The following is a 19,066-nucleotide window of genomic DNA, read 5'->3' as shown; positions in this document are numbered from 1 at the left end:
TAAATACCTGGAGTGCACTCCAGGCTAGTAGGGGTGGCGGGAATGCCTGGAGTCCGCTCCAGCCACCGGAATGCCTGGCGTTCGCTCCAGCCTACTAAGATCGGCCGGGTGAACTCGGGCCTCCTTCGTGCGGCGGTTCCCCTGTTCCTCTCCATGGTCACCACTACGGTCGGCACGTTGGTGGTCACTTCCGTGCTCGGCAGGCACGCCACCGTCACGCTGGCCGCCTTCGCGGTCATGTCGGCCGTACTGAACCCCGCCTCCGCCGCTGTCGTGGGCGCTCTTCGCGGGCTCGCGCCGTTCGTGGCGCCGTACAAGGACTCGCCCGCGGCGGCCGTGCCGATCCTGCGTGACGCGCGCTGGCTCACCCTGCTGGTAGGTACGGTCGGTGCGCTCGCGGTGCTGTGCGTGCCGCTGCTCGCCCGCGCCACCGGGGCGCCCGCCGAGGTCGTGGCCGAGCTGGGGCCGCTGCCCTGGCTGCTGTCGCTCTATCTACTGGTGTTCGCTTCGGGTGGTGGGGCCAATACCGTGCTCGTGGCGCTCGGCCGCAGCCGCCAGGTCCTCTGGTCCAGTCTGGCGGCCAGTGCCGCGATGGTCGGCGGCACGGTCGCTCTGGTGCCGCCGCTCGGTCTGACCGGCGTGGGCGTCGCCTGGCTGCTGTCGGGCGTCGCGGGTGTGCTCGTCTCGAACCTCTGCCTGCGCCGCGCCCTCGGGACGCGCGTCGGCCAGGGCCGGCCGCGGATCAGGGAGATCGTCCGGCTCGGCCGGGTGAGCATCCCGCTGGCCGGGACGGTTCTGATCAAGTTCGGCGGTCTCGGGGTCGTCACCTTCGCCGCGAGCGCGACCGGCACCCGTGACGTGGCCGCCCACGCGGTGCTGAGTACGCTCACCGGGTTCATCATGCTGGCCTCGATCTCCGTGGCGCAGGCGTCGGTGCCCGAGGTGGCCAGGGCCCGGGACGTGGCGGAGGCGCGCCGGGCCAACCGGGCCGCGGCCCTGCTCGCCCTGGCGGGGACGGCCGTCGCGGCGGCCGTGCTGCTCGGGTTCGGCGACTCGGCGCTGGTGCTGTTCAGCGATGACGCGAGCGTACGAGAGCGGGTCGCGGCGCTGCTGCCGCTGATGCTGCTGGCCTCGACGGCCGACGGGGCGCAGGCGGTTCAGGGGATCGGGCTCACCGCGCTCAAGCGGTCGGGGGCGAGTCTGATCTACTTCGCCGTCGGTTACGGGGTGATGGTGGCCGTGGCCGCACCCGTGGCCGCGACCTGGGGGCTCGTCGGGCTGTGGTGGCTCATGGCGGTGACCAACGGAGTGCTGGTCGTGCTGCAGGGCACCGGATTTCATCGGCACAGCGCTACCGTCGGCGCGGCGTCCGTTGGGGCATGATGGCGGGGTGGGGGATGTTGTGATTCGTACGGCCGCCGGGGTTATCGCGGTCTTCGTGGTGTTCGTTCCGGCGAATGCGGCCTTCGCCGATGACGGCGAGAAGAAACTGTTCACGTTCAAGGACGCGCGGATCACCGAGTCGAGCGGGCTGGCCGTGTCGCCGACGAAGGAAGGCGTCTTCTACACGCACAATGACAGCTCGGCGGCACCGACGTTCTACGCGGTGGGTTCCGATGGGCGGACGCGGGCGACGTACCGGCTCCAGGGGGCGCAGGCTCGTGACTGGGAGGCGATGGCCGCGAGCAAGGACCCCGCCACGGGACGTGGGGTGCTGTGGTTCGCCGACATCGGCGACAACCTGGACGGGGCTTGGCCGAACGTCTCCATCTACAAGGTCATGGAGCCGGAGACGCTGCGGGACGCCACCCTTCCGGCGGTCCGCTACCGGTTCCGCTACGCGGACGGCGCCAGGAACGCCGAGGGCATCATGGTCAACCCGGTGACCGGGCGACTCTTCGTGGTGTCGAAGGAGTTCTCCGGGTCGGTGTACCAGGCGCCCAAGAAGCTCAGGAGCGACCGGGTCAACGTGCTCCGCAAGGTGGGCACGGCCCCGATCATGGCGACGGACGCCGCGTACGCGCCGGACGGCAGCTCGTACGTGATCCGTACGTACTTCTCGGCCACGGTCTTCCGGCCCTCGGGTGAGTCGATCGCCAGGGTGTCGATGCCGGAGCTGAAGCAGGCCGAGTCCATCACCTACACCCGCGATGGCAGGAGCCTGCTGACCGGCTCGGAGGGCGTGCGCAGCCCGGTCTACCAGGTGGCGCTGCCCGCGGCCGCGTTACCGGTCGCCACTCCGTCCGGCTCGCCGTCCCACCGGCCGAAGACGACCGCGTCGCCGTCCGCCCGGCCGGTGGCGGCGGCCAAGGGGCTCAGCGCGCGTGACGTCCTGATCTGGCTGGCCGCCGCCGCGGGCGCCAGCGGCATCATCGCGGCGATCGCCCGCCGCAGTCGGTAGGCACGATCGCCCGTCGCAGTCGGTAGGCACGGTCGGCGGTCGCACTTGGTAGGCAGGGTCGGCGGTCGCATCCGGTAGGCGTGGTCGGTGGTCGCCCGGTGGGCGCGCGTCATGGACGGCGCATCGTGGCCGTGAAGAGGTCGCCGCGGAGGGCGCGTTCGACCACCGCGATCGAGCGGGACAGGCGCACGAGCCGGGGCCCCTCCTCGCGGTAGGCGTCCAGGACCGCCTCGATCGCGTGGGGCGGCAGGTGGCCCTTGAGGTCGACCGCGGCGCCCCGGTAGCCGGCGCGGGCCGCCTCGATCGCCGCGCCGACGTGGTGGCTCGCCATCCTGGCCAGCGCGATCGGGTGGCGGCGGAGCACCTCGTAGGCGCGGTAGTCGGGCGGCACCGCGTCGAGCAGCCAGGCCACCGCCGAGGTCTCCCAGTCGGGGACGCTGGGCGGGCGGACCTCGGGCGGCCACTCTGGCGGGAGATACATAACGCCATCGTACTCACGTTCGATTTGTCGGTGTAGTGGTGTCTTTACCTGGGGTAACGCAAAGGAGATCGGCCGATGGTCGCTAGTGATCTTGTTCTCGTCGCCGGGGTCGGTGGGGTGGGCCGCACGGTCCTTGAGCAGCTGCGCGCGCAGGACGTACCGGTGCGAGCGATGGTCCGTCGCGACGACGATCGGGCGGCTGAGTTGCGTGCGCTCGGCGCGGAGGTGGTCATAGGCGATCTGACCCGGCCCGAGACCGTCGCGGCCGCGCTGGAGAGTGCCGGACGGATGTACTTCGGGATGCCCGTGTCGCCGGACCATCTGCTGGCGGCGACCGTGGTGGCCACCGTGGCGCGGGAGTACGGGGACCTGACCGGACTGGTCGACATGTCGCAGATGACGGTGTCGCAGATGACCGCCATCAGCACCGCCCAGTCGCACCAGCAGCGGCTGCACTGGCTGGCGGAGCAGGTGCTGAACTGGTCGGGCCTGCCGGTGGTGCACATCCGGCCGACGGCGTTCCTGGACAACCCGCTGTTCACCACGCTGGCGGCGCGTTCGATCCGGGAGCGCGGCACGATCGAGCTGCCGTTCGGCACCGGGCGTACGTCGCCGATCGCCGTGGCCGACGTCGCCCGGGTGGTCGCCACCGTGCTCCGCGACCCGGATCCGCACGTCGGGCACGTCTATGAGCTGACCGGGCCACGTACGGTCGACATGACGGAGATGGCGGAGGAGTTCTCACGGGCATTGGGGCGTCCGGTGGCCTATGTGGACGTGCCCCTGGACCGGTGGCGGGCCGAGGTGCTCGCGAAGGCGGGCCTGCCGCCGCACACCGAGCAGCACATCGCCACCATGGCCCGGCTGCACCGCGAGAACCGCTATGACCGCGCCTCCGATGACGTCGAACGCCTCACAGGCGTAGCCGCCCAGACGATCGAGGCGTTCGTGGCCGCGCGCAGGGACTTCTACCTGGGCTGAGCCGTTCCGGCAGGGTCAGAAGCAACCACCGGGCCGCTACGCGGACCTGGCCAAAAGCCTGCCGATCGTTGAAGCTACCGTTCCTGGACTTAGCCCGTGAGGTGCGCGAATGTGGAGAGAACGACCCCCCATGCCATGACAGCAGCCAACGGGGAGGATCCGCCGCTGTGGACATGAAGCTTGAGGTCGTGGTGGTGCCGGTCGCCGATGTCGACCGCACCAAGGACTTCTACAAGGCGCTCGGGTGGCGGGAGGACGCCGACGTCGCCGTCGGCGTGGACTTCCGGGTGGTGCAGCTGACCCCGCCCGGCTCGCCGTGCTCGATCATCTTCGGCACCGGCGTCACCTCGGCCGCGCCGGGTTCGACGCAGGGGCTGCATCTGATCGTCGACGACATCGAGGCGGCACGGGCCGAGCTCGCCGAGCGCGGGGTCGACGTGGCTGAGGTGTTCCACGACGCGGGCGGGGTGTTCCACCGGGCCGGGACCGAGGGACGGGTGCCGGGTCCGGACCCGGACCGCCAGAGCTACGGCTCCTACACCTCCTTCAGTGACCCTGACGGCAACGGCTGGATACTCCAGGAGGTCACCACCCGCCTCCCGGGCCGCTGAGCCCGGACGGAGGCCGGGGACGCCGCTGCCCAGGGATCAGACGGTTGATGGATCGCCCAAGTAAGCGCTAGCTTCCTTGGCATGCGCGTCCTGGTCAGCGGTGCCTCGGGGTTCGTCGGCTCGCACGCGGTCACGGCCCTGATCGCGGCCGGTCATGAGCCATGCCTTCTGGCGAGAAATCCGGAGAAAGTGCGTCGGGTCCTGAGGGCCGGGGAGTGGGTGATCCGCCAGGGGGACATTCGTGACGCGCCGGCCGTACGGGCCGCTCTGGAGGGGTGTGACGCGGTGCTGCATGCCGCCGCCGACATGGGGGTCACCGGCCACGGGGCGGACCTGCGCGGGTCCAATGTCGTCGGGCTGCGCAACGTGCTCGGACAGGCCGCCGAGCTTGGGCTTGATCCGATCGTGCACGTCTCCACGATCGCGGTGTTCGTGCCGCCCGCCGGGCCGCTCATCGCCGCCGACAGCCCGCTGGCCAGCCCCAGGAACGCCTACGGCCGGTCCAAGGTCGAGGGCGAGCGGTACGCCAGGGAGCTCGGCGGCGTGACCATCGTCTATCCGGGCGGCATCACCGGGCCGGGCCAGCCGACGCTCGACGCGCTCAACGAGGGGCTCCGCGCGGGCCTGCGGTGGGGCTGGCCGATCGTGCCGGGCGGGGTGGGCGTGCTCGATGTTCGGGATCTGGCCGTCGCATTGGCCCGCTGTTTCACGCCCGGCCGTCGGGGCCGCCGCTACCTGCTTGGGGGACATTTCCTGACCTGGAGGCAGTTGGCCGCCATATGTGCGGAGGCGACGGGGCGGGCTGGCCTGACCTACCGGATGCCCGGTGGCCTGCTGCGCGGGATGGCCGCGACGCTCGACGGGCTCAAGCGGCTGGCGCCCATCGACTACCCCCTCACCCGTGACGCGGCCGACTTCATGCTCACCCTGGTCCCCACCGACGACGGCCCCGCGCTCAAGGACCTCGGCCTTACTCTGCGCCCGGTGGAAGACACCGTTTCGGATACATTGCGGTGGTTGACCGCTGAAGGCCACCTGGATGCCGCCAGAATCGGCAAACTGGCGCTGTGACAGAGAAGATCGGTGTCATCGGGGCCGGCATCGTCGGCTTGGCGGTCGCTCGCGAGCTCGCCACCACGAGAGGTGCCGAGGTGACGGTCCTCGAGAAGGAGGACCGCGTCGGCGCGCACCAGACCGGCCACAACAGCGGCGTCGTCCACGCGGGCATCTACTACCCGCCGGGCTCGCTCAAGGCCAGGCTCTGCCGTGAGGGCGTGGCGCTGCTCAAGGAGTACTGCGCTCACCACCACCTGCCGTACGAGGAGGTCGGGAAGCTGGTCGTGGCCTCCACCAGCGCGGAGCGGCCACGGCTCGCGGCGCTGGCGGAGCGGGCCAGGGCGAACGGCGTGCCCGGCATCACCGAGCTGGACGCGCTCGGCCTGCGCGAGATCGAGCCGCACGCCGTCGGCGTCGGCGCGGTTCACTCGCCGCACACCGCGATCGCCGACTTCCCCGCCGTCGCGCGCCGGCTGGCGCTCGACGTGGCCGAGCTGGGCGGTTCGGTACGGCTGGCACACCCGGTCAGGGCGATCAGGGAGACCGCCGGGAGCGTCGAGATGCTGGCCGCCGGGCGGCGCTTCGCCTTCGACCGGCTGGTGATCTGCGCCGGACTGGGCACCGACGCGGTGGCCCGGATGGCCGGACGGCGAGGCGACATCAGGATCGTGCCGTTCAGAGGCGAGTACTACGCGCTCGACGGCGCGGCCAGGGACCTGGTGCGCGGTCTGATCTACCCGGTGCCCGATCCCCGTTACCCGTTCCTCGGCGTCCATCTGACCAGGCACATCGACGGCGAGGTCCTGGTCGGGCCGAACGCGGTGCTCGCGCTCGCCTATGAGGGCTACCGGGGTTACAACCTCCGTAATTCCTGGCAGATTCTGCGCTGGCCGGGCACGCTGCGCATGGCCCGGCAGCACTGGCGCACCGGGCTCAAGGAGGTGCACGGCTCGTTGGTCAAGGGGGCCTTCGTCCGGGCCGCGCGCCGCTACGTGCCCGAGCTCACCGCCTCCGACCTGCGGCGAACCGAGGGCGGGGTACGCGCCCAGGCCGTGGCGAAGGACGGCCGGCTGGTCGACGACTTCGCCGTGGACGTGGAAGGCAGGGTCGTGCTGGTACGCAACGCGCCGTCCCCCGCGGCCACCTCCAGCCTGGCGATTGCTCGGCACATCTCCGGAATTGTCCCAGCACTCGTTCGGTGAGGGCATCCTTGGAGATGATGGAAGCGCGACTGCTGATCGTCGAGGACGACCCCAACATCCTCGAACTCCTCGCCGCGAGCCTGAGGTTCGCGGGTTTCGACGTGTGTACGGCTAAGAGCGGCCTGGACGCCGTCACCGCCGTCCAACGGCACCGTCCTGACCTGGTCGTCCTTGACGTCATGCTGCCCGACCTCGACGGCTTCGAGATCGTCCGGCGGCTGCGCGGCGGGGGTGTGCACGTGCCCGTGGTCTTCCTGACCGCGCGCGACGAGACCGAGGACAAGATCCGCGGGCTGACGATCGGCGGCGACGACTACGTCACCAAGCCGTTCAGCCTCGAAGAGGTGGTCGCCAGGATCCACGCGGTGCTCCGCCGTACCAGTGGGGAGTCGCCGGCGCCGCCGCCCAGGCTGACGTTCGCCGACATCGAGCTGGACGAGGAGAGCCACGAGGTGTGGCGCGGCGGCAACGCCGTGTCGCTGTCGCCGACCGAGTTCAAGCTGCTGCGCTACTTCATGACGAACGCGGGCCGGGTGCTGTCGAAGCCGCAGATCCTCGACCACGTCTGGGACTACGACTTCAGAGGTGAGGTCGGGATCGTCGAGTCCTACGTGTCGGTGCTCCGCCGTAAGATCGACAACCGCAACCCGCGGCTCATTCACACGCTGCGCGGTGTCGGATACGTCCTGCGGCTGCCGCCGAGTCCGTGATGCGCGGCCTGCCGCTCAGGATCAAGCTCATCGCCGCGATGCTGGCGCTGCTCGGCGTCGGGCTGACCTTCATCGGCGTGGTGAGCGTCTCCGTGCTGCACGGCTACCTGATGAACCGGGTCGACAGCCAGATCCAGCTCCTGGCCGTACGCGTGGAGAACAAGCTCAAGCACGACCAGGAGAAGCGCAACCGGGGCAAAGAGACCAACGACAAGATGGCGCTGATCGAGTCCGACACGATCGTGCTGGTGAAGCCGCCGGGCGGGGCGCTCACGCCGGTGTTCGGCGACCGCGACGTCGACGCGCGGCCGAGGCCCCTGCTGTCGACCGCGCCGGGCGCGAACCCCTACACGACGCGGGCGGTCAGGGGCGACGGCGAGTGGCGGGTGCTGCAGACCTCGACGGTGGTGGGCGACTACGTGATCGCCGCGGACCTGGAGGAGGTCAGGGACATCACCCGGCGGCTCGGCGCCATCGAACTGCTGGGCGGCGGCGGCATCCTGCTCATCCTCGCCGTCGTGGGCGTCGCGATGGTCCGGCGGAGCATGCGTCCGCTGGCCGAGATCGAGAGCACGGCCGAGGCCATCGCCGGGGGCGAGCTCAGCCGCCGGGTGCCGGCCGGCGACCCGCGTACGGAGGTGGGCCGCCTGGCCCTGTCGCTCAACGGGATGCTCGCGCAGATCGAGGCCGCGTTCACCGCCCGGTCCGCGTCCGAGGCGGCGGCCCGCCGCTCCGAGGACCGGATGCGCCAGTTCATCGGCGACGCCTCGCACGAGCTGCGCACCCCGCTCACCTCGATCCGCGGCTTCGCCGAGTACGCCAGGCAGAACCAGAAGGCCGACCCCGCCGAGCTGATGCAGCGCGTGGAGAAGGCCGCGGGCAGAATGAGCCTGCTCGTGGACGACCTGCTGCTGCTCGCCCGCGTCGACCAGCAGCGCCCGCTGCGCATGCGGCCGGTCGACATGCTGGCGCTGGCCGCCGACGCGGTGCACGAGGCGCGCATCCTGGCGCCCGACCGGGTGATCAGCCTGGACGTCGTCGGCGGCGCGGCCCTGATCGTCTCCGGCGACGAGGTACGACTGCGCCAGGTGGTCACCAACCTCATGACCAACGCCCTGACCCACACAGAGCCGGGCACTCCGGTGACGGTGCGAGTGGGGGCAGGGGCCGACACGGCGTTCTTCGAAGTGGGCGACAAAGGGCCCGGCCTCACGCCCGAGCAGGTCGAGCGGGTCTTCGAGCGGTTCTATCGCGCCGACTCGGCCAGATCGCGGCACCGCTCGGGCGAGGACCGGGGCAGCGGGCTCGGCCTGGCCATCGTGCAGGCGCTGGTACAGGCGCACGGCGGCACGGTGCTGCTGGACAGCGCGCCGGGGTCAGGCTCGACCTTCCGCGTCGAACTCCCACTCGCCTTGGAGTGAGCGTTCAGCTATTCCTCAGCCTCCTGAGTCACTCTGAGTAGGTGACTAGACCCGAGGCGCTGATCATGGTGGTGGACGACGAGCCCAGCATCCGAGACCTGCTGTCCGCGAGTCTGCGCTTCTCCGGCTTCGAGGTGCTGACCGCCGCCGACGGCTACGAGGCCGTGGAGGTGGCCGAGCGGACCACTCCTGACCTGGTCGTGCTCGACGTCATGCTGCCCGATCTCGATGGGTTCGAGGTGGCCAGGCGGATCGGCGTACCGGTGCTCTTCCTGACCGCCCGCGACAACACCGAGGACAAGATCGTCGGGCTGGGCGTGGGCGACGACTACGTGACCAAGCCGTTCAGCCTGGAGGAGGTCCAGGCCAGGATCCGCGCGGTGCTCCGCCGTACCCGAGGGGAGAACACCCCCGCGAGCCGCCTCCAGGTCGCCGACCTGGAGCTGGACGAGGAGGCCCGCGAGGTCTGGCGCAACGGGCGGCAGGTACGGCTGTCGCCGACCGAGTTCAAGCTGCTGCACTACTTCATGTCCAACGCCGGGCGGGTGCTGTCCAAGGCGCAGATCCTCGACCACGTGTGGAACTACGACTTCGGCGGCGACGCCGGCGTGGTCGAGTCATACGTCTCCTACCTGCGGCGCAAGGTCGACGACGTCGAGCCCAGGCTGATCCACACGCTGCGGAGCGTCGGATATGTGCTGCGGGAGCCCCCGGCGGGCTAGCGTGGTCCTATGGATCTGCTGGGCGCGTTGGAGGGGTTGCGCCACCGGCTCGATCGCGAGCTGTTCCCGCTCGAGATCGGCCCGGCCGCCGACGACCGTCGCGCGCTCAAGGAGCTGACCGGCCAGCTCGACGACTACCTGCTGCCCCGGCTGCGGGCCATTGACGCGCCGCTGCTGGCCGTCGTCGGCGGCTCCACCGGGGCGGGCAAGTCGACCCTGGTCAACTCGCTGGTCGGGGCCGACGTCGCCGAGCCGGGCGTGCTGCGGCCCACCACGCTGGTGCCGACGCTGGTGGTGAGCCCGGCCGACCGCGACTGGTTCATGGGCCAGAACGTGCTCCCCGGGCTGTCGCGCGCCACCGGATCGGCCGCGGGTGCCCTGCGGGTGGTCACCTCCTCGTCGCTCGGCGCCGGGCTGGCGTTGCTGGACGCGCCCGACATCGACTCGGTGGTGACCGCGAACCGCGAGCTGGCCGCCCAACTGCTGGCCGCCGCCGACCTGTGGCTGTTCGTCACCACCGCCGCCCGCTACGCCGACGAGGTGCCGTGGAGCTTCCTGCGCTCCGCGCGCGAACGCAGTACGGCCCTGGCCCTCGTGCTCGACCGCGTGCCCGCCGAGGCCGTCGAGCCCGTCACCCGCGATCTCGAACGCCTGCTGGTCGAGAACGGCCTCGACGGCACCCGGCTGTTCACCGTGCCCGAGGCGGCGCTGCCGTCGGAGAAGGCCCGGCTGCCCGCCGAGCTGGTCTCGCCGATCTCCGCCTGGCTGTCCGAGCTGGCCGCCAACGCGGCCGAACGGTCCCGGGTCGTCCGGCAGACGTTGTCCGGGGCGCTCGACAGCCTGGTCACGCGGGTGCCGCTGCTGGCCGACGCCGTCACGCGGCAGCAGACCGGGTTCGACGGGCTGCGGTCCATCGTGTCGGGGGCCTACGCGGGCGGGCTGGCCGACTTCGACGAGGGCATGCGCGACGGGTCGCTGCTGCGCGGTGAGGTGCTGGCCCGCTGGCAGGACTTCATCGGCACCGGCGACCTGATGCGGTCGCTGGAGAGCCGGGTCGGGTGGCTGCGTGACCGGATCGCCGGGTTCTTCACCGGACGGGCGCCCGCCGCGTCGCTGCGGGACGCGCTGGAGAGCGGCGTCGAGACGCTGATCAGAGGCGCCGCCGACGGGGCCGCCGAACGCAGCCTGGAAGGCTGGTCGGCCGCTCCCGGCGGGCCAGGGATCATCGCCCGCGTCGGTGCGGTGGACGCGGCCCGGCTCGGCCGGACCTCGCCCGACCTGGGCAAGCGGGCCTCGGCGGCGGTGCGGGGGTGGCAGGAGTACGTTCTCGACCTCGTACGCCAAGAGGGCGCCGAGAAGCGGACCACCGCCAGGATCGCCTCCTTCGGGGTGAACGGGGCCGGGCTGCTGTTGATGCTGGCCGTTTTCGCCTCCACGGGTGGGCTGACGGGGATCGAGGTGGGGATCGCGGGCGGTACGAGCGTGCTGTCACAGAAGCTGCTGGAGGCGGTGTTCGGCGATCAGGCGGTGCGGACGCTGACCGTGCAGGCGCGGGACGATCTGCGGGAGCGGGTGCGGGTGCTGCTGGAGGAGGAAGCCGGGCGGTTCACCGCGCTGCTTTCGGAGGTCGAGCCACCTGCCGGAGCGGCGGACGCCCTGCGGGAGGCCGCTCAATCGGTCCGTGCGCATCGCGCCGAGCTGCCGTCGGGTCCGGCTCCGATCGACGGCGGTGAAGGCGTCACCGACGGTGTCGGTAAAGGCGCTGCCGAAGGTATCGGTGGAGGTATCGCCGAAAGTGAGGGGCCGTGAAGCTGCTGCGCCGTAAGGAGGGGCCCTCGCTGGACTCCCGGCTGGCCGCGCTGCTGGAGGCGGCCGAGCTGGCCGAGGGGCGGCTGCCGGCCGACGTGGTGTCCAACGCGCGGGCGGTGGCGGAGCGGGCCGGGACGCGCCGGAGCCTGTCGGTCGACCACACGGTGGCGGCGCTGGCCGGGGCCACGGGGAGCGGGAAGTCGTCGCTGTTCAACGCGCTGGCCGGGGATGAGCTGGCGGCCGTGGGCGTCACCCGGCCGACCACGTCGACCGCGCAGGCGGCGCTGTGGGACGGGACGGGCGCGGGTCCGCTGCTCGACTGGCTGGAGATCCCCCAACGGCACACCCCACAGACCACGGTTGAGCCCGCCGCGTCTGGCCGGCTGCCCCCGGCTGCCGATGCCGCGCCCACGGCTTACGGCCAGGCGGCTCCGGCTGCCGATGCTGATTTTTCCGGACTTATCCTGCTGGACCTCCCCGACCATGACTCCATCAGGCTGGCGCACCGCCTGGAGGTCGACCGGCTGGTGGAGCTGGTGGATCTGCTGGTGTGGGTGCTGGACCCGCAGAAGTACGCCGACGCGGCGGTGCACGAGCGCTACCTGCGCCCGCTATCCGGCCACCGGGACGTGATGGTGGTGGTCCTCAACCAGATCGACCGCCTGCCGCCCCACGCGGTGGACCGGTGCCTGCGCGACCTGCGCCGCCTCCTGGACGACGACGGGCTGACGGGCGTGCCCATCCTCGGCGTCTCCGCGCGCACCGGCGCGGGCCTGGCCGAGTTGCGCGAACGGCTGGCCAAGCGGGTGGCCGAGCGCCGCTCCTGGTCCGCCCGCCTGGCCGCCGACGTGTCCGCCGCCGCCGACCGACTGGCCGACCCGTCCCCTGGCTCCGGTACGCCGAGTGGTGCGGTGGCGGGGCCGGGTACGGGTGGTGGGGTGGCGAGGCTGGGTAGGCCGGGTGGTGCGGTGGCAGGCTTGGGGACGCCGCTCACTGACGCGTTGTCCGAGGCCGCCGGGGTGCCGCTGGTCGTGGCGGCCGTCAGCAAGGGGCACCGGCATCGGGCTGTGGTCGCCACCGGCTGGCCCGTCACCAAGTGGGTCCGGCGCTTCCGGCCCGATCCGTTGCGCAGGCTGCGTATCGGTACGAGCAGCGCGGCCAAGCCGGCCGACCGGGAGATCGTCGGCCGCACGTCCGTACCGGCTGCTTCGGCCGTACAGAAGGCGCAGGTAGAGACCGCTCTCAGGGACGTCGGCGAGGCGGCGGCGAGTGACCTGGCGGGGGTGTGGGCGGCGGCGGTGCGGCAGGCGGCGCGGTCGCGGGCCGGGGATCTGGCCGACGCCGTGGACCGGGCGGTGGCGACGACCTCGCTCGGGGCGACCCGGCGGCCGAGGTGGTGGCGGGCGGTGGGGGTGCTGCAGTGGCTGGTGTTCGCCGTCATGGTGGCCGGGGGGCTCTGGCTGGGGGTGCTGTTCGGCATGGACTATCTGCGCCTGCCCCAGCCGCCTCTGCCGACGGTGGGTGTGGTGCCGTGGCCCACGGTGCTGCTGGGTGGGGGTGCGCTGGCCGGGGTGGTCATCGCGCTGCTGTCCCGGCTGGCGGCCTGGGCGGGTGGGCACCGCCGGGCGCGGCGCGTGGCGAAGGCGTTGCGGGCGGCCATCGCCCAGGTGGGCGCCGACTACGTACTAGATCCGGTGGAGGGCGAACTGGCCAGGCACGCCCGCTTCACCGAGGCGATCACCCGAGCCCGCGCCTGACGCCCGTACGCGCTCACCAAAACGCGAACCGCTTATCACCGAGGCGATCACCCCGACCCGCGCCTGCCCGTACACGGCCACCAAACCGCGAACCGGTCAGACGCGGCCGACGGGCCCGAGAAGGAGGCTCGACAGGATCGCGGCCAGACCGGCGAAACCGGCGGCCACCAGGAACGGCAACGACGGCCCGAACTGCTGCGCCACCACCCCCGCCACCCCCGCCCCCGCCGCGGCCCCCATGCTCGCCGCCGTCGACACCCACCCGAACGCCTCCGCCTGCGCCCCCGGCGCGAACTCGTCCACCAGCAGGGACGTGGTCGTCAGCGCGGGGTTGACCATGAGCCCTCCGGCGAAGAGCACCACCCAGAACAAGGGCAGCGAGGACACCAGCACCAGCGGCGCCAACGCGAGACCGAAGACCAGGAGCAGCCCGCTCAGCCTGAGGGCGGGCGTGGCGGTCCACCGGCGGGCGCCGTAGACGGCCGCTCCGGCGACGCCGCCCAGCGCCAGCGCCGCCACCAGCGGGCCCGTCGCGGCCGGAATGCCCCGGGCCACCGCGAGAGCGGGCACCCCGACGTCCAGCGCGCCGATGGCCCCGCCGAGCAGGACGACCACGCCGAGCAGCACGCGCATGCCGACATGCCGGAACACCCGGCCCCGGCCCGCCGACAGCGAGGGACCGGTGACCCGCAGCACCCGCGAGAAAGCCAGCGTGCCCGCGCCCGCGGCGGCGGCCACCACGCCCAGCCCCACTGACGCCGACACCAGCGCGATCAGCAGCCCGAACAGCAACGGGCCGGTGAGGATGGCCAGCTGCTGCACCAGGTACACCAGGCTGTAGGCGGCGGTACGGCCCTCCGCGGCCATCCGGCCGCCCCACTCGATGCGCATCGTCACCGAGATCGGCGGCAGCCCGGCCCCCGCCGTCCAGGCCAGCGCCACGATCGTCCACCCCGGCCAGCCGGACCCGGCGCCGATCACCAGCGCGATCAGGGCCGTGACGTGCGCTGACGCGCTGACCGCCAAGACCCCGCCCGGCCCGCGCCGGTCGATGAGGCGCCCCTGGACCGGCCGGGCCATCCCCGCGCCGATGCCGAACGCCGCCGCGGCCAGCCCCGCCAGTACGAGCGAGCCGCTCGACGCCTGCACCACCAGCACGATCCCCGCCGGCGCGACCTGCTGGGTGAGCTGGGCCAGGAACCCGAGCACGGCCTGCGCCGTCACCCCCGGCAGGCCGAATAACTTCCGGTAGGGCACGCCTGGTCCCACAGTGTCACCCGTTTCCGAGGGAGCCGGCGATGGTGTGCAGGGTGTCGAGCAAAGGCCGGAGAAGCGGGTGGGTCTCGGCGCCACGGCGTACGGCCGCGAAGACGCGTCGCTCAGGACCCGGCGTACGGCGTACCGCCACCCCGGGCAGCACCATGTCACGCAGCGCCAGCCTGGGCACGAGCGCCACCCCCGCACCCGCTCCGACCAGCGCCACCACGGCGCGGAAGTCGTCGGAGCAGTGCGCGAAGTCCGGGGAGAAGCCGGCCTGCTCGCAGGCGAACGTGATCACGTCGTGGACCGGATTGCCGGGGTAGGGGCCGATCCACGTCTCCCCGACGAGATCACCCAGCCGGACCGAGGCGCCGCCGGAGCTCGCCAGGGGGTGGTCCTGCGGGAGGACCAGGTCGAACGGCTCCGCGTACAGGGCGGACCGGTGCAGGCGGGGGTCGGCCGCGTCGGGGGCGCCTCGGTATTCGACCGCGATGGCCAGGTCGGCCCGGTCATCGAGCAGCATGGACAGGCTGTGGTCGCCCTCGGCGTCGAGCACCCGTACGCGCAGCCCCGGGGAGCCGGCGCGCAGGGCCGTGATGGCGGGGGAGAGCACGGCGCTGATCGCGGTGGCGAAGCAGGCGACCGTCACCTCGCCCGCCGCGCCCGTGGTGTAGGCGGCGACCTCGGCCTCGGCGCGTTCGAGCTGGGCGAGCACCTCGTTGGCGTGGGCCAGCATGATCTGGCCGACGGCGGTCAGGCGCACGCCGCGCGCGTCGCGGGTGAACAGCCGATGGCCCACCTCGTGCTCCAACGCCAGCAGCTGCTGGGACACGGCCGACGGGGTGAGGTGCAGGGCGGCGGCCGCGGCGGTGACCGTGCCGTGGTCGGCCACCGCGCGCAGCGTACGCAGCCGCCGCGTGTCTATCACGCAGCGAGAATACTCAGCGCCTATACCGGGTGGGGCGCGCGGGCCTTGATGAAGGCGTCGACCGCGCGGTCCACGTCCTCGGCCGAGTGGGCCGCTGACAGCTGGACCCGGATCCGGGCCTTTCCGTGGGGTACGACCGGGTAGGAGAAGCCGATCACGTACACGCCGAGCTCCAGCAGCCGCTCGGCCATGGCTCCGGCCTCGGCGGCGTCGCCGATCATCACCGGGGTGATCGGATGGTCGCCGGGCAGGATGTCGAACCCGGCCTCGGCCATCTTGGCGCGGAAGCGGGCGGTGTTGGCACGCAGTTGCTCGCGTGCCTCGCTGGAGGTCTCCAGCAGGTCGAGGATGCGCAGCGAGGCCGAGGCGATGACCGGGGCGAGCGAGTTGGAGAACAGGTACGGGCGGGAGCGCTGGCGCAGCAGCTCGCAGATCTCCTTGCGCGCCGCGACGTAGCCGCCGCTGGCGCCGCCGAGCGCCTTGCCCAGGGTGCCGGTGATGATGTCCACCCGGTCGGTGACGCCGTGCAGCTCGGGCGTGCCGCGTCCGGTCGGCCCGACGAAGCCCACGGCGTGGGAGTCGTCGACCATGACCATCGCGTCGTAGCGTTCGGCCAGGTCGCAGATGTCGGCCAGCGGCGCCAGGTAGCCGTCCATGGAGAACACGCCGTCGGTCACGATCAGCCGCCGCCGCGCGTCGGACGCCTCCTTCAGCCGGGCCTCCAGCTCGGCCATGTCGCGGTTGGCGTAGCGGTAGCGCCGGGCCTTCGACAGCCGGATGCCGTCGATGATGCTCGCGTGGTTCAGGGCGTCGGAGATCACCGCGTCCTCGGCGTCGAGCAGCGTCTCGAAGACGCCGCCGTTCGCGTCGAAGCACGAGCTGTAGAGGACGGTGTCCTCCTGGCCGAGGAAGTGTGAAAGGCGGCTTTCGAGCTCCTTGTGCACTTCCTGGGTGCCGCAGATGAACCGTACCGAGGCCATCCCGAAACCCCAGCGGTCGAGCGCCTCCTTGGCGGCCGCGATCACCTCGGGGTGGTCGGCCAGGCCGAGGTAGTTGTTGGCGCAGAAGTTCAGCACCTGTCGCCCGGCCACGCCCACCTGCGAGCTCTGCGGCGTGGTGATCACCCGCTCGGGCTTGTGCAGCCCCGCCTCGGTGATCTCGTCGAGCGTCGCACGCAGCTGATCGCGTACGTTCGTGAACATCAAGCGCTCCAATCCAGGATGACCTTGCCCGTGCGGCCGCTGGCGGCCGTGTCGAAGGCGGCGTCGAACTCGGCGTACGGGTAGCGATCGGTGATCACCGGAGACAGGTCGAGGCCCTTCTCCAGCAAAACCGACATGTTGTACCAGGTCTCGAACATCTCCCGGCCGTAGATGCCCTTGATGGTGAGCATCGAGGTCACCACCGTGGCCCAGTCGATGGCGAACTCCTCGGCGGGCAGCCCGAGCATCGCGATCTTCCCGCCGTGCGTCATGTTCGCGATCATGTCGCGGACGGCCCGCGGGTTGCCGGACATCTCCAGCCCGACGTCGAAGCCCTCCCGCATGCCCAGTCGCGTGATGCCGTCGGCGATCGAGGTCCGCGCGACGTTCAGGGCCAGCGAGACGCCGACCTTGCCGGCCAGGTTCAGCCGTTCCTCGCTGACGTCGGTGATCACCACGTTGCGGGCGCCCACGTGCGTGGCCACCGCCGCCGCCATCAGCCCGATCGGGCCCGCGCCCGTGATCAGCACGTCCTCGCCGACCAGCGGGAATGACAGCGCGGTGTGTACGGCGTTGCCGAACGGATCGAAGATGGCCGCCACATCGGGGTGGACCGGCACCCGGTGCACCCACACGTTGGTGGCGGGCAGCGTGACGTATTCGGCGAAGGCGCCGTCCCTGTTGACGCCGAGCCCGATGGTGTTGCGGCACAGATGGCGGCGCCCGGCCATGCAGTTGCGGCACTTGCCGCAGACGATGTGCCCCTCGCCGCTCACCAGGTCGCCGACGGAGATGTCCTCGACGCCGGGCGCGACCTCGACCACGTGGCCGGAGAACTCATGCCCCACGATCAGCGGAAGCTTCAGAGTTTGCCGCGCCCAATCGTCATATTTCCGGATGTGAAGGTCGGTGCCGCAGATGCCGGTACGCAGCACCCGGATCAGCACCTCGCCCGGCCCCGGTGTGGGCTCCGGCACGTCGGCCAGCCGCAATCCGGGCTCGGCTCGATCCTTGACCAGCGCTTTCATGGCTCCAACTCTCCCCTGTGTCCCCGAACCTAACGCACTGTGCCCGCTCTCTGAGGGAGGTGTCCATCGAGGGATTCTTAAGTGCCCCCACAGCTCCCCTTCACGCCCGCCCTCACGCCCGCTCTCACGCCTGCCTTCACGCCCGCTCTCACGCCTGCCTTCACGCCCGCTCTCACGCCCACCTTCTGCCCGCTTTCGCACCACAGAGGACGTGCCCGATTGCGCGCTGTTCGCGGTGGTTTTCTGCATAAACGAGCGCTAACCTCTCAAGACGTGGACATCGTCACTGGAGTGGAAGACCTGCGCATCGGAGTCATCGGCCTCGGCCTGCGCGCGAACCTGGCCCGCTACGCTCACCGGCCGGGCCAGGGCTCGGTCGTGACCGCGCTCTGCGACACCGACCCCGCGGTGCTCAAGAGCCAGGCCGGGCGCTTCGACGCGGCGTTCCTGACCGAGGACTACCGCCGGCTGCTCGACCGCGACGACCTCGACGCGGTCATCGTCCTGACCCCCGACGACACGCACGAGCGCGTCGCGATCGACTGCCTGGAGGCCGGCAAGGCCGTCTACCTGGAGAAGCCGCTGGCCATCACCGTGGAGGGCTGCGACAACGTCCTGCGCGCGGCGCGGCGTACCGGGACCCGGCTGTACGTCGGGCACAACATGCGCCACATGGGTGTGGTCCGGCTGATGCGCGACATCATCCAACGGGGCGTCATCGGCGAGCCGAAGACGGTCTGGGTGCGCCACTTCGTGTCGTACGGCGGCGACTACTACTTCAAGGACTGGCACGCCGACCGCAGCCGTACCACGGGCCTGCTCCTGCAGAAGGCCGCGCACGACCTCGACGTGATCCACTGGCTGGCCGGCGGCTACACGACCAGGGTGAACGCCCTCGGCGACCTCATGCTCTACGGCGACCTGCCGCGCCGCGAGCCGGGCACGCCCAGGCCGGAGGGCTGGCTGAGCGAGTACGAGTGGCCGCCCACCAGCCGTGTCGACCTCAACCACGTCGTCGACGTCGAGGACGTGTCGGTGATGAACATGCGCCTCGACAACGGCGTCATCGCCGCCTACCAGCAGTGCCACTTCACCCCCGACTACGTACGCAACTACACGGTCATCGGCACCGAGGGCCGGCTGGAGAACTTCGGCGACGGCCCTGGCGACACGGTCAAGGTCTGGAACACCGGGCCATCGGACTACCGGGAGGACGGCGACATCGCGTACCGGGTGCCCGACGCCACCGGCTCGCACGGTGGCGCCGACGCGGACATCATGCGGGAGTTCTGCGGGTTCGTCCGGGACGGCGGGGTTACCGACACTTCTCCGGTGGCCGCGCGGATGAGCGTCGCCGCCGGCTACATGGCCACGATGTCGCTGCGCGATGGCGGCATGCCGTACGACGTGCCGCCGCTGGCCCCGGACCTGGCGGCGTACTTCGACCGGGGACAGCTGGAACTCTGACCCGCGGGCGGACAGTCCCTCTATGTGGAT

At 71.5% G+C, this 19,066-nt stretch carries 17 protein-coding genes; 12 read left to right on the top strand and 5 right to left on the bottom strand.

Features of this window, described 5'->3' with window-relative positions; translation table 11 throughout:
- Nucleotides 1–108: 108 nt before the first annotated feature.
- Nucleotides 109–1,383 carry an MATE family efflux transporter gene (locus AB0J16_RS31275; RefSeq protein WP_358545723.1) on the top strand — a complete coding sequence of 425 codons (1,275 nt, stop codon included), beginning with the start codon at nt 109–111 and terminating at the stop codon, nt 1,381–1,383.
- Nucleotides 1,384–1,390: 7 nt separating this feature from the next.
- Nucleotides 1,391–2,401, top strand: a complete 1,011-nt coding sequence (locus tag AB0J16_RS31270) for a hypothetical protein (RefSeq protein ID WP_358545722.1) — start codon at nt 1,391–1,393, stop codon at nt 2,399–2,401.
- Nucleotides 2,402–2,510: 109 nt separating this feature from the next.
- On the opposite strand, the gene AB0J16_RS31265 is transcribed toward AB0J16_RS31270, so the two are convergent.
- Nucleotides 2,511–2,882 (bottom strand): hypothetical protein, encoded by a 372-nt coding sequence (locus AB0J16_RS31265; RefSeq protein WP_357957930.1) that lies wholly within the window; start codon nt 2,880–2,882, stop codon nt 2,511–2,513.
- 75 nt (nt 2,883–2,957) lie between these two features.
- Between AB0J16_RS31265 and AB0J16_RS31260 the strand changes: the two genes are divergently transcribed.
- The 9 genes from AB0J16_RS31260 (at nt 2,958) to AB0J16_RS31220 (ending at nt 13,151) form a co-directional block, all read left to right on the top strand.
- Nucleotides 2,958–3,863: an NAD(P)H-binding protein gene (locus AB0J16_RS31260; protein ID WP_358545720.1), complete on the top strand. Its 906-nt coding sequence runs from the start codon at nt 2,958–2,960 to the stop codon at nt 3,861–3,863.
- Nucleotides 3,864–4,036: 173 nt separating this feature from the next.
- A complete protein-coding gene (locus tag AB0J16_RS31255) occupies nt 4,037–4,474 on the top strand; it encodes a VOC family protein (protein ID WP_358545789.1) in 438 nt (145 codons plus the stop codon).
- 81 nt (nt 4,475–4,555) lie between these two features.
- Nucleotides 4,556–5,545, top strand: a complete 990-nt coding sequence (locus AB0J16_RS31250; RefSeq protein WP_358545718.1) for an NAD-dependent epimerase/dehydratase family protein — start codon at nt 4,556–4,558, stop codon at nt 5,543–5,545.
- Nucleotides 5,542–6,732, top strand: coding sequence for an L-2-hydroxyglutarate oxidase (lhgO, locus tag AB0J16_RS31245; protein WP_358545716.1), 1,191 nt, complete (start codon nt 5,542–5,544; stop codon nt 6,730–6,732). The genes AB0J16_RS31250 and lhgO overlap by 4 nt, the downstream gene beginning before the upstream one ends.
- A 14-nt stretch (nt 6,733–6,746) precedes the next feature.
- Nucleotides 6,747–7,442, top strand: a complete 696-nt coding sequence (locus tag AB0J16_RS31240) for a response regulator transcription factor (RefSeq protein ID WP_357651246.1) — start codon at nt 6,747–6,749, stop codon at nt 7,440–7,442.
- Entirely contained in the window at nt 7,442–8,863 is a 1,422-nt protein-coding gene (locus tag AB0J16_RS31235) for a HAMP domain-containing sensor histidine kinase (protein WP_358545714.1), read from the top strand. Before AB0J16_RS31240 ends, AB0J16_RS31235 begins: the two co-directional genes overlap by 1 nt.
- A gap of 65 nt (nt 8,864–8,928) precedes the next feature.
- Nucleotides 8,929–9,585: a response regulator transcription factor gene (locus AB0J16_RS31230; protein ID WP_357957984.1), complete on the top strand. Its 657-nt coding sequence runs from the start codon at nt 8,929–8,931 to the stop codon at nt 9,583–9,585.
- A gap of 9 nt (nt 9,586–9,594) precedes the next feature.
- Entirely contained in the window at nt 9,595–11,394 is a 1,800-nt protein-coding gene (locus AB0J16_RS31225; RefSeq protein WP_358545712.1) for a GTPase domain-containing protein, read from the top strand.
- Nucleotides 11,391–13,151, top strand: coding sequence for a GTPase (locus AB0J16_RS31220; RefSeq protein WP_358545710.1), 1,761 nt, complete (start codon nt 11,391–11,393; stop codon nt 13,149–13,151). The genes AB0J16_RS31225 and AB0J16_RS31220 overlap by 4 nt, the downstream gene beginning before the upstream one ends.
- A gap of 96 nt (nt 13,152–13,247) precedes the next feature.
- Here AB0J16_RS31220 and AB0J16_RS31215 read toward each other — a convergent pair whose 3' ends face one another.
- From AB0J16_RS31215 to tdh, 4 genes are read right to left on the bottom strand one after another with little or no spacing between them, the layout of a single operon-like run.
- On the bottom strand, nt 13,248–14,408 hold the full coding sequence (locus AB0J16_RS31215) for an MFS transporter (RefSeq protein ID WP_358545708.1): 1,161 nt from the start codon (nt 14,406–14,408) through the stop codon (nt 13,248–13,250).
- 16 nt (nt 14,409–14,424) lie between these two features.
- The gene (locus AB0J16_RS31210) at nt 14,425–15,339 is read right to left on the bottom strand and encodes a LysR family transcriptional regulator (protein WP_358545707.1); all 915 of its coding nucleotides are present in this window, start codon (nt 15,337–15,339) and stop codon (nt 14,425–14,427) included.
- Nucleotides 15,340–15,359: 20 nt separating this feature from the next.
- Nucleotides 15,360–16,541 (bottom strand): glycine C-acetyltransferase, encoded by a 1,182-nt coding sequence (locus AB0J16_RS31205; protein ID WP_358545705.1) that lies wholly within the window; start codon nt 16,539–16,541, stop codon nt 15,360–15,362.
- Nucleotides 16,541–17,569 carry an L-threonine 3-dehydrogenase gene (gene tdh / locus AB0J16_RS31200; RefSeq protein WP_358182103.1) on the bottom strand — a complete coding sequence of 343 codons (1,029 nt, stop codon included), beginning with the start codon at nt 17,567–17,569 and terminating at the stop codon, nt 16,541–16,543. The genes AB0J16_RS31205 and tdh overlap by 1 nt, the downstream gene beginning before the upstream one ends.
- 273 nt (nt 17,570–17,842) lie before the next feature.
- Here tdh and AB0J16_RS31195 point away from each other — a divergent pair, with 273 nt between their 5' ends.
- Nucleotides 17,843–19,036 (top strand): Gfo/Idh/MocA family oxidoreductase, encoded by a 1,194-nt coding sequence (locus tag AB0J16_RS31195; protein ID WP_358545703.1) that lies wholly within the window; start codon nt 17,843–17,845, stop codon nt 19,034–19,036.
- The last annotated feature ends 30 nt before the right edge of the window (nt 19,037–19,066 follow it).

Origin of the sequence: Nonomuraea sp. NPDC049750 (assembly GCF_040659625.1) — a bacterium.
Lineage (GTDB): Bacteria > Actinomycetota > Actinomycetes > Streptosporangiales > Streptosporangiaceae > Nonomuraea.
The sequence above is the reverse complement of the archived record's forward strand: the minus strand, read 5'-3'. Positions and strand labels throughout refer to the sequence as shown.

Excerpts from the sequence above, each read along its gene's own strand:
- tdh (WP_358182103.1), bottom strand. The coding sequence starts at position 17,569 with ATGAAAGCGCTGGTCAAGGATCGAGCCGAGCCCGGATTGCGGCTGGCC.
- AB0J16_RS31250 (WP_358545718.1), top strand. The coding sequence starts at position 4,556 with ATGCGCGTCCTGGTCAGCGGTGCCTCGGGGTTCGTCGGCTCGCACGCG.
- AB0J16_RS31255 (WP_358545789.1), top strand. The coding sequence starts at position 4,037 with ATGAAGCTTGAGGTCGTGGTGGTGCCGGTCGCCGATGTCGACCGCACC.
- AB0J16_RS31225 (WP_358545712.1), top strand. The coding sequence starts at position 9,595 with ATGGATCTGCTGGGCGCGTTGGAGGGGTTGCGCCACCGGCTCGATCGC.
- AB0J16_RS31205 (WP_358545705.1), bottom strand. The coding sequence starts at position 16,541 with ATGTTCACGAACGTACGCGATCAGCTGCGTGCGACGCTCGACGAGATC.
- AB0J16_RS31260 (WP_358545720.1), top strand. The coding sequence starts at position 2,958 with ATGGTCGCTAGTGATCTTGTTCTCGTCGCCGGGGTCGGTGGGGTGGGC.
- AB0J16_RS31240 (WP_357651246.1), top strand. The coding sequence starts at position 6,747 with ATGATGGAAGCGCGACTGCTGATCGTCGAGGACGACCCCAACATCCTC.
- AB0J16_RS31235 (WP_358545714.1), top strand. The coding sequence starts at position 7,442 with ATGCGCGGCCTGCCGCTCAGGATCAAGCTCATCGCCGCGATGCTGGCG.
- AB0J16_RS31265 (WP_357957930.1), bottom strand. The coding sequence starts at position 2,882 with ATGTATCTCCCGCCAGAGTGGCCGCCCGAGGTCCGCCCGCCCAGCGTC.
- AB0J16_RS31230 (WP_357957984.1), top strand. The coding sequence starts at position 8,929 with ATGGTGGTGGACGACGAGCCCAGCATCCGAGACCTGCTGTCCGCGAGT.